Genomic DNA, 13905 nt, shown 5'->3' with positions numbered 1-13905 from the left:
CGAAATGGCGGCTCGTATCGGGCCGCCATTTTGCTTTGCGATCCATTTTGTCAGCTATTCGAGGAACCCTTCATGTCGATCAGCCCCCTCATGCCTGTCTATCCCCGCTGCGGTGTGCGGCCGGTCAAAGGCGACCATTGCCACCTGATCGACGAGGACGGGACCCGCTATCTCGACTTTGCCAGCGGGATTGCTGTGAATCTGCTCGGCCACAGCCACGAAGGCCTGATCGGCGCGATCCAGAAGCAGGCGGCCGAACTCATGCACGTCTCGAACCTGTATGGCAGCCCGCAGGGTGAGAAGCTGGCACAGCAGCTGGTCGACAACACTTTTGCCGATACGGTGTTCTTCACCAATTCGGGCGCCGAGGCGGTCGAAGGCGCGATCAAGGCAGCGCGCGCCTATCACCAGAATGCCGGGGATGAAGGTGATGCGAACCGGTTTGAGCTGATCACCTTCTCGAACGCCTTCCACGGTCGCACCATGGCGACGATCAGCGCGTCCAACCAGACCAAGATGCATCACGGCTTCAACCCGCTGCTCGACGGGTTCAAATATGCCGAGTTCGACGATCTCGAATCTGCAAAGGCGCTGATGGGGCCGAACACTGCGGGCTTCCTGGTCGAGCCAATCCAGGGCGAGGGCGGCATCCGCCCGGCATCGCAGGAATTCATGCAAGGGCTTCGCGCGCTGTGCGACGAACACGACCTGATGCTCGTGCTCGACGAGGTGCAATGCGGCGTGGCTCGGACCGGCAAGCTCTATGCGCACGAACATTACGGGATCGAACCCGATATCCTCGCGACCGCCAAGGGCCTGGGCGGCGGCTTCCCGATCGGTGCGGTGCTCGCCACCGAGAAGGCCGCGCGCGGCATGACCTTCGGCACGCATGGTTCGACCTATGGCGGCAACCCGCTCGCAATGGCGGCGGGGGGCGCAGTGCTTGACGCGGTGGCGAACGAGGATTTCCTCGCCGAGGTCACCGAGAAGGGCGAGCGGCTGCGCACGCGGCTCGAACAATTCATCGGCAATTACCCCGAACTGTTCGAACTGGTGCGCGGCAAGGGACTGATGCTGGGGATCAAGATGAAGGTCGAAAGCCGGCCGTTCTTCGTGCACCTTCGCGACAACCACCAGCTGCTCACAGTGGCCGCTGGTGACCAGACCCTGCGTGTCATCCCGCCGCTGGTGATCGGCGATGCGGAGATCGACGAATTTTTCGAGAAGCTTTCGGCCGGTGCGGCAAGCTACGAAGTGCCCGAGAAAGGGTGATGAGCCTGCCGGCCGGTCATCGCCATTTCATCGCGCTCGCTGATGCGGGAAGCGATGCGTTGGCGGCGATGCTCGCTGACGCGATCGATCGCAAGGCGGCCCGGGCGGACATTCCGAAAGGTGCCGTCGACAGCGATGCCCCCCTGGCTGGCCGGGTTCTCGCGCTTGTGTTCGAGAAGAGCTCGACCAGGACGAGGGTCAGCTTCGACATCGCGATGCGTCAATTGGGTGGGAGTGTCCTGATCCTCGATGCCGGATCGACCCAGCTCGGGCGCGGAGAATCGATCGCCGATACCGCGCGTGTCCTGAGCCGGATGGTTGATGCAATCATGCTGCGGACGGATGATCACGCCAAGATCGAAGAGATGGCGAGGCACGCCAGCGTCCCGGTCATCAACGGTTTGACCGACAAGACGCATCCCTGCCAGATCGTTGCCGATTTGCTGACTCTGGTGGAACATGGCAAGGCGCTTCCCGGGCTCGAAATTGCCTGGTTCGGCGATGGCAACAATGTCTTGCATTCGATCCTCGAAGCTGCGGGCCTGATGCGGTGCAATCTGAGGATCGCGACTCCGCCGGGCTTCGAGCCTGACGAGGAGTTCGTCGAGCTGGCGCGAGCGGGCGGCGCCAACGTCTTGCTCACCCGGGACCCGGTCGAGGCTGCAAACGGCGCCGATGTGCTCGTTACGGATACCTGGGTTTCGATGGGCCAGGAAGACGCGGCAGAAAAGCGCGCCGCGATGGAGCCATACCAGGTCAACGGCGCGATCATGCAACAGGCCGCGCCTGACGCGATCTTCCTTCATTGCCTTCCGGCTCATGTCGGCGAGGAGGTGACGCAGGAGGTGTTCTCAGGTCCGCAATCGGTCGTGTTCGACGAAGCTGAGAACCGCATCCACGCGCAGAAATCAGTGCTGTTGTGGAGTTTTGGGCTCCTTTAAAGCCCGCCCGACGAACCATTGGGGCTGTTTCGCGGTGCCTACAGGGGTTCACGCCAGCCTGACAGGCACCATATAGCGCCGATGGAACAAGCGCCCGAAACCTTCGCCGACAAGCTGCTCGGATTCACTTTGCCCAGCCGGAATGCCCGTGCGCGGGTTGTCCGTCTCGATGCGGTGATCGACGAAATTCTTTCCGCGCATGACTACCCAGCCCCGGTGGCACACCTGTTAAGTGAAGCCCTGGTTCTCACGGCCCTGATGGGAGGTCTGCTAAAGTCAGACGGCGATGATGCGCAGATGACCATGCAGGTGCAGGCGCAATCGGGCATCGTTTCCCTTCTGGTCTGCGATTTTCGCGGAGGGGCGCTTCGCGGTTATGCCGATTTCGATGACGAGCGGCTCGCCAAGCTTGGCGCCAATCCGGCGCTGTCAGCCCTGTTCGGGGAAGGCTATCTCGCGATCACGTTCGAGACCGGGAAGGGCAAACGATATCAGGGCATCGTTGCGATCGAGGGTTCGAGCCTCGCCGAAGCTTGCGAAAACTATTTCAGCCAATCCGAGCAAGTTCCCACGCTGATCCGGATCGCGAGCCGGGTGTCCGGCGAAAGGCATTTCGCTGGCGGTTTGTTGATCCAGCATCTTGCCGATGGCGAACAGGGACGCGAGCGGCTGCATGTCCGCCTCGATCACCCTGACTGGGAACATGTGGCCACCATGGCAGGTTCGATAAGCCACGACGAATTGCTCGATCCCGATCTTTCGCTCGAAGCCATTGCATGGCGTCTATTCCACGAGGAAGACGAGGTTCGCATCCAGCCCGGTGCAGATCTCGCGCGCGGCTGCCGCTGTAGTCGCGAATATTATCAGCAGGTGTTGTCGCGTTTTCCGAGCGAGGAACGCGATGCGATGCGCGGGGACGATGGCGTAATTGCGGTGGATTGCGCGTTCTGCGCAAGGCGTTTTGACCTCGATATTTAACCGCTTGTCGCTGTTCAGCAACGGCTCATCGCAGTTATGGCAGTTTATAGGCGGAATGATGATGGAACGCCTTCAAGATAAACGTGTGAAACGGTCACGACGTATCTCGCCTGTTGGCCTGATGGCCGCGCTGGGCATGATTGCCTTGGGTTTTGCCCTGCCCGCGGCGGCGCAAGGCGACGGCCTCGACATGCTGGGCGGCCTGACGAAGGGCGAGTGGACTGTTAGCTACCGCGACGGATCGCCCGATCGCAAGATCTGCGTGCGCAGCGGGCGCGAGCTCATACAACTCCAGCACAGCACGCGGGGCTGTAGCAGGTTTGTCGTTGAGGATGGTGCGAGCCGGGTGACAGTGCAATATACCTGTCCAGGCGATGGATATGGGCGGACGAATATCCGCCGCGAGTCGGCTTCGCTCGTCCAGATCGAGAGCCAGGGAATTGCTTCCGGTCTGCCATTCCAATTTGCAGCCGAAGCGCGGCGAACCGGCAATTGTTCGTAAATCGCATCCGGAAGGGTAGTTGCGAAATCGCAGTTTGCCGGTAATCCGAACCCGATGTTTCAGAAAAGTGATCATTACACGCAGCCCAAGGCTGTCGTCCTCCTGTCCGGCGGATTGGATTCGATGGTCACTGCTGCAATCGCGAAAGAGCGCGGGTTCGAGGTTCATGCCTTGACGGTCAATTATGGCCAGCGTCACGTGACCGAATTGCGCTCGGCATTGCGAATTGCATCGAAACTCGACCTTGCAAACCAGGTCGAAATAGATCTCGACCTGCGCGCCTTTGGCGGATCGGCGCTGACCGATTCCATCGACGTGCCCAAGGACGGGGTCGGCCCGGACATACCTGTCACCTATGTCCCAGCGCGCAACCTCGTGTTTCTCGCGCTGACGACAGCCTGTGCCGAGGCGGCTGGCGCGAACGACCTGTTCATCGGAGTCAACGCGCTCGACTATTCCGGCTACCCCGATTGCCGGCCGGAATTTATCGCGAGCTTTGCCGAAACAGCTCGCTTGGGAACCAAGTCGGGAGCCGAGGGGACGCCGTTCCAGATCCATGCGCCGCTGCAACACATGAGCAAGGCCGATATCGCCCGTGAATGTGCGCGCCTTGATCTCGATCCGGCCTGGAGCTGGTCCTGCTATGACCCGGTTGGCGAAAGTCTGGCGTGTGGTCGCTGCGACTCGTGCCGCCTTCGCAAAAAGGGTTTTGCCGAAGCGGGTTTAGTCGATAGCACGGCTTACGCGGCCTGAACTCTCATCAAGGCTGATCGCATTCGGGGAAGATCATTGGACGACCAGACGAAGCCGGCTCCGGCAGACGCCGAACAACAGGTTCCATCCTATAGCTGGTACGCGCTCGGGGTACTCGTCGTCGTCTATGTGCTGAATTTCGTGGATCGCCAGATCCTGTCGATCCTGGCCAATGACATCAAGGCCGATCTTGGCGTCGATGACGCCTATCTCGGCTTCCTCTACGGAACCGCATTTGCGATTTTCTATGCCCTGTTCGGGATTCCCTTGGGCAAGTTGGCAGACAGCTGGAAACGGGTCAGGCTGATGACGCTTGGCCTTACGCTCTGGTCGGCGATGACGGCCGCGTCGGGCTTCGCTCGCGATGCAGGTACGCTTACCGTCGCCCGTATCGGCGTGGGAGTTGGCGAGGCGACGGCGAGCCCTTCGGCCTATTCGCTCATTTCCGACTGGTTTCCGGCTCGCCTGCGCGCCACCGCATTGGCGATCTACAGTTCAGGGCTTTATATCGGTGGCGGCATATCGCTGGCCATCGGCGGGTTGGTCGTGGACAACTGGAACGCGGCATTCCCCGAAGGTGGGCCGCTCGGGTTGGCCGGCTGGCAAGCGGCGTTCATCGCCGTGGGCTTGCCAGGCCTTCTGCTTGCGGTCTGGGTGTTTTCTTTGCGCGAGCCGGTACGCGGTGCCATCGATGGCCTGCCCACCCCCGAGGACCCGCATCCCTTCAAGAGCTTCATGCGCGAGCTCTACACCGTCATTCCCCCGTTCACCTTTGTCGGGGCAGCAATGCGGGGTGCTGGCGCGCTCGCGATCAATATCGCCGTGCTCCTGGCCTCTCTCCTGTCCGCCTACGTCCTGACCCTCATCCTCGATTCAGGCTCTGGCTTCATCGTTTCCGCGATAACTGACCAGTGGCTCCTGCTAGCCATCGGGTACTATGCAGTCTTCTGTTGGGCGAGCGCGTTGCGCCAACGCGATTACCCGACTTTCATGCTTACCTGGGGGTCGCCGGCCTTTCTTTGCACGATCCTCGGCTATGGCACGGTCGCTTTCATGGCGTATTCTGCATCCTACTGGGGCGCCCCGTATGCCGAGCGGGTATTCGATGTTTCCAAGGGAGAACTCGGCTTCTGGCTGGGAGGCGGTGGCGCTGCCGGTGGTTTCCTGGGCGTCATCCTTGGCGGGCGCATGGCCGATTTCCTGTACACTCGAACGAAGGGCGGCCGTATCTGGGTCATCATGTTCGGCCTGCTCAGCCCGATCCCCTTCGCGATCGTTCAGTATACGACCGATAGCTTCGTTCTCTTCATCATCCTCAACGTGGTCGTCGGCGCGTTTGCCGCATCGGCACTTGGTGCGGCGGCTGCCAGTAGCCAGGCGCTCGTTCTGCCGCGCATGCGCGGCACCGCGACCGCGACGTTCTTCTTGGCCACGACATTGGTGGGGCTGGCATTGGGCCCATATACGGCCGGTTACGTCTCAGCGCTCAATGACGGCAATCTGAGCGACGGGGTGCTTTCCACCCTCTGGATCACGCCCATCGGGTTGGTCCTGCTGGTTGCCGCGCTCAAACTTGTGCCGCAGGCGAACGCTACGGTGCTCGAGCGCGCCGAAGCGGCAGGAGAGAGCAGGACTACGCGCGCCTCGGTTTAGGACCTGCATTGTCGGTCGAAGGTCTCTTCATCTCTGAAACGCGTCGGATGCGCTCAGCGAATGCGGCAGCTTGACGAGGGCCGCAGTTCCCTCATGCCTGATTACGGATCTGCGCATTGATCGCATTCACATACTTTGCAGCGCCACCATCGCACCCGCATGCTCCAGAAAACGAGCGGTGAGGCGCCGATAACCTGGACACAAAAAAGGGGCCGGATCGCTCCGGCCCCTTTCGAATGTTGGCGTTAGCCTACACTTACATGCCCGAACCCGGGCCGTAGGTGACTTCCACGCGGCGGTTCTGCAGTTCGCGAACACCGTCAGCGGTGGGAACGCGAGGCTGCGATTCGCCGAAGGCTTCGCTGCTGATACGGCCATCGGGAATTCCACGACCGCTCAGGTAAGCGCGAACCGAGTCGTTGCGGCGCTCAGCAAGGCCCATGTTGTAGGTCACGCTGCCGGCACGGTCGGTGTGACCTGCAAGCATCACGCTGGCCGTGCCGCAATTGGCGTAAGCCGTAACCGCATTGTCGAGGATCGTCGCAGCGTCAGCGGTGATCACCGACTCATCAAAGTCGAAGAAGACAATGTACGGGCCCGTGTTGCACGGCGGCGGCGGCGGAGGCGGCGGCGGCGGTGGCGGCGGGGGCGGAGGCGGCGGCGGCGGAGGCGGCGGCGGCGGGGGCGGCGGAGGCGGAGCTTCACCACCGAAGTTATAGGTGAACGTACCCAAGATCGAGTGCGAAGTCACATCGCCTTCGAGCGGGCGCCCGAGCGGATCGATGAGGCTCACGCGCTCGGCGTTGAAGTAGCGATACTTCAGGCCGACATCCCAGTTGTCGCTGAGCGGAGCGCGAAGACCCGCGAGCAGCTGCCACGCGAGACCGGTGTCCGAGTCGTCATAAGCACCCGGGCCGTTTGCGTTCACGCGACCTTCGAGATCGACGCGTGCAACGCCGATACCGCCACCAGCGAAGCCCTGCAGGCCATCGTCGGGACCGAAGTCGAACAGGCCGTTGACCATGAAGCTGAGCGCTTTCACATCGCCAACAGCGTCACGAACGTCGGTGAAGCGGTTGAAGCCACCGGGCGCGTTCTGGCTCGGGTTAAGCGCGAGCCCTTCCGTGCCGGCAGCAATCTCGTCGGTGTCTGCACCGCGATAGCTGGCTTCAGCTTCGAGGCGGAAAGCACCGAAGTCGTAGCCGACGACACCGCCGAAATCATAACCGATGTCGTGGTCCACGGTGGCATCGCCACGCGTACCGTCCACATCAAAAGTGACGTCTTCAACGAGCATCACACCAGCATCGCCCTGGATGTACCATTGGCCATCACGGGCCATAGCGGGCGTGGTGAGTGCGGTTGAAGCCATCGCCAAGCCGATGACGATTTTACGCATTCTAATATTCCCCTTCTTAAATTCTGAGGCGCCCGACACCTCTAACTTCTCCCCAGGTGAGTATCAAGCGATCAATCCCGCCAGGTGTTGCAAGAATGCCGCGAAACCGGGGTTGACGACAAAAAGTTGCCGCATTTGGCGGTCCTTGCGGGGTTTTCACCCTTTGTCAGGGCGGAAAGACGTCAGGATGACGCAAATATCCCGGCGGTCCGGAGGGCGTCGACCAGCTCGGTCAGCATCTGTCGCGCTTCGGTATCGATTACGCTCCCGCCGGTCGCCTGCGGAGGCTCATGCGGGGCTTGCCAACCGCTGTCGAAACAAAGGATTGCGCCCGATTGCGCATCCACCGCGGTCATGCCTGCATAGGGGGTGACGTAATTCCAGGCTCCGCCGATCCTGACGGCCAGGTCATCCTCCTTCCCCGCCCATTCACCATTGGCGGTGGCCGTGATGCGATAGATCGATCCGGGCGCGGGATCAGCAGGCGGCGCGGCTAGCGAGGCGGTGATTACGGGCTGCATCAGGGCATCGATCAATTCGAGCGACTGATTGACGAAAAATTCCTTCTGTGCCTGTCCTGCGAACAGGAGCGGGAGGTTCAGCCGAGCGGTCGTTGAAGGGAAGTTGAAGGGGGTGGCCATCTTTCGGTTCCGATCTGTTCAGGTAAGGGTGGTCAGCAAGAGAGCAGGTGAGGGGCCGTACGTTCCGACCTGGCGGACCCAGAGATCGCCAGCCCCGAACTGCGCGATCAGATCATCGCGTTCCTGCTGGGAGATCACGAACAGTGATTCGCTCGTCGTCCAGGCGGCATAGGGGCTGTCGGTCGATCCATAACCAACTGTATATTTTTCGGTTTCCTCCACGAGCGGCGTCTCGCTGCTGTCGCGCCAGCGCCATTGCCCGCGGGCCCTGCGGGTCCAGCACAATTCCCAGTTGCCATTGTCGCGTTCATGCGTGACCGCAGCGACCGGCATTGGTGGCCGGCGCGACAGGCCGGGATGGGCTAGGTCGCTGTAGACCGGCTCATCATCGCCCTGTCCGATCGCGGCGATGCGCGTTCCTGCCAACGAAGGAACGTCTTCAGGCGAAAGGCTGGTAAGGCGATCGTCGATCAGGACGACGCCCGTCCCTGCGGCGTGACCTGCCGCTGCCAGATCTTCGGTCCCCGCGCGTCCGCGAAGCAATCCAGACAGTCTCCAGCGGTAGGCGTTGATCGCTTCCGCTTCGAGGAACTGGATGATCTCGCCTCCCACCAGCAGCCGGTTCTCGCCCATCGCAAGACCGGTCATGTCGGTGCTGGCAAATGACAGGTCCTGTGCCGGCAGATCGACTTCCATCGCCTCACCTGCCTCGATAATCGTGCAGTTCGATGGCCCGAGGTCGAATGCGAGTTCTCCAGAAACCGCGCGCCGGCTGTTCATGGCGCCGACATTTGCAAGCGTGCCGCCCTGATCGACGAAGAGCGATGCGCCCCGCCATCCTGCTCCGGGCGAGGTGCCTGCGGCGAACATGATCGGTTCGGCCGGGTTGGTGGCGTCGGACGCCGGAATCTCGAATGCCTTGAGCATGGTCTCAGTAACCGGCAGATCGCGCGGGTCGTTGAGCGTGCCGGAATCCCCTGTTGCAGCAGCGCCCGGTGGCGGGCCTATGCGTTGAAGCCCGATCTCGACCCCCCGATCGAACCATTCCCAGCTCTGCACTCTCCAATAACCTGGCCGTTCCGGCACCCGGACGATCGTCCCCGGGCCGATAGCCGGATCGATTTCGGCCACCTTCCAGGAGACCGTCTCGTTAAGCCAGCGTGCCCGGTGGGCATTGGCGTTTGCGAGTTCGCGTGCACCGCCTGCCGTCATTGCCGCAGGCAGATCGAGCATGTTCTCCCGACCTTCCGGCCTGCGCCCGAGAGCTCGTTGCACCCCAGGTTGGTAATCGCGCTGCTCATCGTAATAGCGCAGCGCCATAGGCTCGCTCCCCAAGGTCCCGCCCCGCCTCGAAGGCAAGGCGTCGGGCTGGCCGCCTTCTTCATCGGAAAGTCGTTCCGGCAGGGTTGGAACTGTGCCTGAGGGGAAATTCTCGTCTTCGAAGCGCAGCCCATCGGGACCCGAGACACAACCGAGCGGATAAACCCGCCGGATCGCGGACAGCGAGGCGCCCACCGAGCCGCCTTCGTCAGAGAACCCGCGCGCGTGTTCGAGCAAGATGTCGGTTGCCGAGGACGCTGTCTGGGGCACGAGGTCCTTGATCGACACGCTCTGGTCCCGCGCCGCGAAGATTTCAAAGGTCAGGGCAGGAATACGATTGCCAAAATCGCCGAGTTCCAGGTTTTCGAAGACAACATAGGCGCAGTCTCGAAAGGCAGGCGCCACGCCGCCGCGATCGGCTTCGATCAGGGGGTCAACTTCCGCATCGCCTGTGCCGGTATAAACGCGCATCGCGCCTGCGACCTTCAGGTCACCGCCCGCGCCGCGCAGGAGATTTCCATCGGCCCAGATGCGGCCGACCCGGTCGAGCGGCGTGCTTGAGAGGGCAACTGCAAAGGATGCCGAATATGAGTAAGTCTTAGTCGATGGCTTCCCCTTGCCCCCGCCTTCCTTCTTCGTTGTCTCGGTCAGTTCGGTCGACCAGATGACTGTGCCGGCGACCCGCATTCGGCCAAAATGGCGCGCAATCGGTTGGCCATAACTCGAGCTGGTGACCGACAATTCCTTGAGGCGAGGCCCTTCGCGGCTGCCAGTGCCGAAAATCGCCCGGTCAGCCTGGCGTCCGATCAACGCGCCCACGGCCCCGCCGAGAGGGCCGCCCAGCGCAGTTCCGACAGCGGTGAAAACAAGAGTGGCCATCGTCCATTTCCTTCAACGAAGTCTATCGAGCCGCCAGTGCGACATGAGCGCCATCGCGCGACCTGCGGGTTCGCGCACGACCCGTTTGAGCCCCGCATGTGCGTGAATGATCGTGTCGGATTGCTCGGCAATCGCCAGGTGAAGCTGCGCCGGGCTTGGCGAAAACACCAACAGGTCCCCCGCGCGCCATTCGCCAGAGGCGTGCACGAACCCTGATTGTCGTGCGCAGCCGAACCAACGCACGCAGTCGCGATTGCGAAGCTGGTATCCTCGGGGGGGCACTGGAGTGCGGCCAATGGCCCGCAAACTGGCTTCGACAAGGCCGACGCAGTCGAGCCCGGACACCGCGCATCTCCCGTGGAGCCGGAACGGGATCCCGATGAACTGTGCGGCCGCCTGAGCAAGGCGCGCGCCCTCGTTGCTCACCCCGAGCCCTGGCCATAGCGGGCGAGCAGATCATTGCCCGGAAGGAACGGTTCGCCGCGGAAGTTTGCGGCGTTGTCAAAACGGCTGGCGCAGGTCGCAAGCGTGTGATCGCAGCCCTCGCGCAACTCTGCGCGCACGCCTGGCGCGAGGTGCGGATGGATCGGGCGATCAAGCGTGAGCCAGCTTCCGCTGACACTCAGAATGCCAAAAGCAAGCCCGGTCTGGGGGCCAGCAAGAAACCGCACCTGGCCATCGACAAGCCGCTCTGCGCCAATGGCATCGATCTGAACTTGATTGAGATCGGCATTGACCTCGGTGACCGAGACGAGCGACGTGAAGCGGTGGCCAGACAACCCGCATCCCGGCCCGCAGAACAGAGCGCGGCAGGTCGGGCTTGTGCGGGGCACGAGGTCCTGGTCGAGCGCAGCCTTGGCCGACCGCAATTCCGCGGTAAATCCGCGTGTGTCATCTTCGATGCGCCCGATTGTTCCCGAATAAAGCGCGTAATGCTCGCGGGTCTCCCAGTCGACAACGCCGATTTCGATCGCCGCATCGTCGAACAGGCCTGCAGCAAGGTCCTTTTCGCTGATCGAATCGTGAGTGAGCGCGCCCTCTACCCCGGCACTGTCATCGGACAGGTCGGTGGTCACCCTCACCGCGGCGGGCAGGATACCCGGAGCTGCCCGGTGAGTGAGCCCGCCAAACACGAGCGGGCGATCATGACTGCAAAAGCCCAGTGTCACTCCGTCGCGTCGGTATACGCGCCAGTAGGTCGAGGCGGTGTCGAGTTCACGGTCGAAGAAGACGCGCATCACAGTTCTTCGCGCAATTCGATCAGCGGGACGCTCGGTGCCTCGCCGGCCTCGAAATTGACCGAAGAGATATCGATGCGATCCTCGGCGAAGCGAACCGGGACATCGAATAGGAACCCTGCGCGGATCTCGGATCCGGGAGAGGGAGCGCTGGCAAACGTGATCTTGCCGCGATCGTGCAACACCCAATCGGACGATGGCACCCCGTCGATGCTGACAAGCACGCTTTCGGAGCGGGGCCGCGTGATCGGCCGGACCTGGGGCTCGCTTCCGCTGCCATAGGATTTCTTAAGCTGAAAATCTGCCGTCTGCCCGTCGCCCACACCGATCAACTGGTCGGTCATCGTCGGCGTGCCGGTCATTCCATTCGAGCTGTGATCGAATGGATCGCTGATCCGGAAACCCTGCGCCGGGCCACGCTGCGCGCGGAAGAACGCGATCAATTCGGACAGCTCGTTCTCCGACCGGATACCGGGGCCGACGTCGAAATGGACGCGGGCGTCGGACCACAGTGAATTTCGCCGTTCATAGCCGGACGCGGTGACCGTGATTGATGTCGAGAATTCGGGTGCGACCGCGGTGCTCCGACCGAGCGGAAACGGGTATAGAACATCGTCGAATGCATCCATGGGGGGCTCTCCGAATGAAGGAAGGCGGGTGTAACCGTCGCGATTGACCTGCGGCAGCGCCCAGACGTAGCGGCGCGGGATCGCGCGTCCGATCGCCTCGTCCATGCCCGCATCGATGCGTTCCCAGAATGTCTCGGCATCGGCCGGGTCCAGGACAAAGCCGGCAAGATAGTCCTGGTCCTCGAGCGCATATTGCAGCCGCGCATCCACAAAGGCGTACGCCGCCCGGCGAAGCGCGTCTTTCCCACCCGTCAGCCAATCATAATCCTCCAGCTGCAAGCGATCGAATGCAGGCGAAGCCCAGCCGTCGGGAAGATTGGCGCGATACAGCTCGGGCATCTTTGGATCGAGGACCGTCGGGGTGAATGCGAGAAGGAGGAGTTCTGCGGATCCGTAGGCGCTGCTGCGAATGGCCTGCACCAGGTCGGTCGTGGACTGCGCGAGGAGCGCGCCGGCCTGGTCGAGCAGCGCGATCTGGTCGGGGTCGAGCGGTTGACGCATGTCGTCGATCAAAGGCGGCGAGCCTCCGAAAGCGTCTACGGCCGCGCTGTCATAGAGGCAGATTGCGCCATCGCTGGTGGTCCACCACCAGGGCTCCCCGATCTGGAAACGGACGGGCAAATTCGCCAATTCGAGCAAGGAGACGAATTGAAGCGCGCAGGATTGCAGCCATGACATGGCCTCCGAATTGGCAGGCGAAAGCAGGGTCGAGGGCGGCACCCAGCCGGTCAGCGCGGGCTCGCCGGAATGCGTTCGTTGCTTCCACTCTTCCGGACAGAAATCGTCGAACAGCTCGTATGAAATCGACGCGATCACTTCGAACCCGTTCTCAGCCGCCCTTTCGAAAAAGTTGCGATGCCAGGCGTCCGCAGGTTCGCACAAAGTGCCGGTCGTCTCGACCTGCAGCCCGCCGGACAGCGGCGCGAGCCGCATGAAGTGGCTCATTCCCACGTAGTGGACCAGGTCTTCCCGGTAGCCGAGGCCGACCAGCGACCGGATCAGGCGTTCAGGGGTTTGGTCGTAACCGTCGTCATAGGCTGTAGCCATCCGTTCGCCGTGTATCGGCAATCGGACATCGCCAATCTCGAGCATTCCGAACCTTCCGTCCGAAACGATATCGGACATGGTCACCTGGCCGTTGAATCGTTGCGGCAAAGGTTCGCTGCTATCGGCCACGTAGCCCGGCGCAACGAGCGAGATGAACATGCGGTCGATATCGGCCGGATAGACCGGATCGCCGGGCAGCGTGAATCCGCTTTCGAGGTCCGAGAATGCCAAAGAGATCTTGGCATCGGTCGGACTGCCGGTCGCATAATTCCACAAACGCACGAACCATGTCCGGGCAGAACCTGTGGCGTCGCGACCTTCGATCGTGAGGGTCGGGCCGTTGACGGCATCGAGCGGGATAATGCCCTGCGATTGCCATCGGAAGCTCAGCAAGGTGTTCGAATAGTCGCGGTTGGTTTCGTAAGCGAGTAGCGGATGGTCCAGCCGGTCGACCGAATCCCAGATAAGGCCAACAAGTTCGCCTTCGTTGTGCAATTCGATATCGATCTGCATGCTGTCTGCGCTGGTGGTGATGACCGATGCCATCGCCGGTCGCGGAAAATTGACCGTCCAGAATCGGGGGTCGAACCGCTGGATAAAACTCGTTTCCTGATTCCGGCGCTCGTCGGCGAGCCAATAAGCCATGGCCGTTT

At 62.0% G+C, this 13905-nt stretch carries 12 protein-coding genes; 6 read left to right on the top strand and 6 right to left on the bottom strand.

Translation table 11 applies throughout. The features are described 5' to 3' along the window. Positions 1 to 72 precede the first annotated feature (72 nt). The 6 genes from ACKTSM_RS01065 to ACKTSM_RS01040 all read left to right on the top strand — a co-directional run bounded on the left by ACKTSM_RS01065 (position 73) and on the right by ACKTSM_RS01040 (position 6099). The gene (locus ACKTSM_RS01065) at positions 73 to 1272 is read left to right on the top strand and encodes an aspartate aminotransferase family protein (protein WP_407875302.1); all 1200 of its coding nucleotides are present in this window, start codon (positions 73 to 75) and stop codon (positions 1270 to 1272) included. After that, complete coding sequence (gene argF / locus ACKTSM_RS01060) at positions 1272 to 2213, top strand: ornithine carbamoyltransferase (RefSeq protein WP_407875301.1); 942 nt, start codon at positions 1272 to 1274, stop codon at positions 2211 to 2213. Before ACKTSM_RS01065 ends, argF begins: the two co-directional genes overlap by 1 nt. 81 nt (positions 2214 to 2294) lie before the next feature. Then, positions 2295 to 3191 carry an Hsp33 family molecular chaperone HslO gene (locus ACKTSM_RS01055; protein WP_407875300.1) on the top strand — a complete coding sequence of 299 codons (897 nt, stop codon included), beginning with the start codon at positions 2295 to 2297 and terminating at the stop codon, positions 3189 to 3191. Further along, positions 3175 to 3693, top strand: coding sequence for a hypothetical protein (locus ACKTSM_RS01050; RefSeq protein WP_407875299.1), 519 nt, complete (start codon positions 3175 to 3177; stop codon positions 3691 to 3693). Before ACKTSM_RS01055 ends, ACKTSM_RS01050 begins: the two co-directional genes overlap by 17 nt. A 54-nt stretch (positions 3694 to 3747) precedes the next feature. Next, positions 3748 to 4446, top strand: coding sequence for a 7-cyano-7-deazaguanine synthase QueC (queC, locus tag ACKTSM_RS01045; protein WP_407875298.1), 699 nt, complete (start codon positions 3748 to 3750; stop codon positions 4444 to 4446). 36 nt (positions 4447 to 4482) lie between these two features. Then, entirely contained in the window at positions 4483 to 6099 is a 1617-nt protein-coding gene (locus ACKTSM_RS01040; protein WP_407875297.1) for an MFS transporter, read from the top strand. Between the two features lie 256 nt (positions 6100 to 6355). On the opposite strand, the gene ACKTSM_RS01035 is transcribed toward ACKTSM_RS01040, so the two are convergent. The 6 genes from ACKTSM_RS01035 to ACKTSM_RS01010 all read right to left on the bottom strand — a co-directional run bounded on the left by ACKTSM_RS01035 (position 6356) and on the right by ACKTSM_RS01010 (position 13897). Next, on the bottom strand, positions 6356 to 7498 hold the full coding sequence (locus tag ACKTSM_RS01035; RefSeq protein ID WP_407875296.1) for an OmpA family protein: 1143 nt from the start codon (positions 7496 to 7498) through the stop codon (positions 6356 to 6358). Positions 7499 to 7680: 182 nt separating this feature from the next. Beyond that, on the bottom strand, positions 7681 to 8139 hold the full coding sequence (locus tag ACKTSM_RS01030) for a DUF2793 domain-containing protein (protein ID WP_407875295.1): 459 nt from the start codon (positions 8137 to 8139) through the stop codon (positions 7681 to 7683). Positions 8140 to 8157: 18 nt separating this feature from the next. Beyond that, entirely contained in the window at positions 8158 to 10338 is a 2181-nt protein-coding gene (locus ACKTSM_RS01025; protein ID WP_407875294.1) for a phage tail protein, read from the bottom strand. A 12-nt stretch (positions 10339 to 10350) separates the two neighbouring features. After that, entirely contained in the window at positions 10351 to 10764 is a 414-nt protein-coding gene (locus tag ACKTSM_RS01020) for an NlpC/P60 family protein (protein WP_407875293.1), read from the bottom strand. After that, on the bottom strand, positions 10761 to 11576 hold the full coding sequence (locus ACKTSM_RS01015; protein ID WP_407875292.1) for a DUF2163 domain-containing protein: 816 nt from the start codon (positions 11574 to 11576) through the stop codon (positions 10761 to 10763). The genes ACKTSM_RS01020 and ACKTSM_RS01015 overlap by 4 nt, the downstream gene beginning before the upstream one ends. Continuing rightward, complete coding sequence (locus ACKTSM_RS01010; RefSeq protein ID WP_407875291.1) at positions 11576 to 13897, bottom strand: TIGR02217 family protein; 2322 nt, start codon at positions 13895 to 13897, stop codon at positions 11576 to 11578. The genes ACKTSM_RS01015 and ACKTSM_RS01010 overlap by 1 nt, the downstream gene beginning before the upstream one ends. Positions 13898 to 13905: the final 8 nt, after the last annotated feature.

The sequence above is a fragment of the Qipengyuania nanhaisediminis genome, from assembly GCF_045862805.1.
Lineage (GTDB): Bacteria > Pseudomonadota > Alphaproteobacteria > Sphingomonadales > Sphingomonadaceae > Erythrobacter > Erythrobacter nanhaisediminis_A.
The sequence above is the reverse complement of the archived record's forward strand: the minus strand, read 5'-3'. Positions and strand labels throughout refer to the sequence as shown.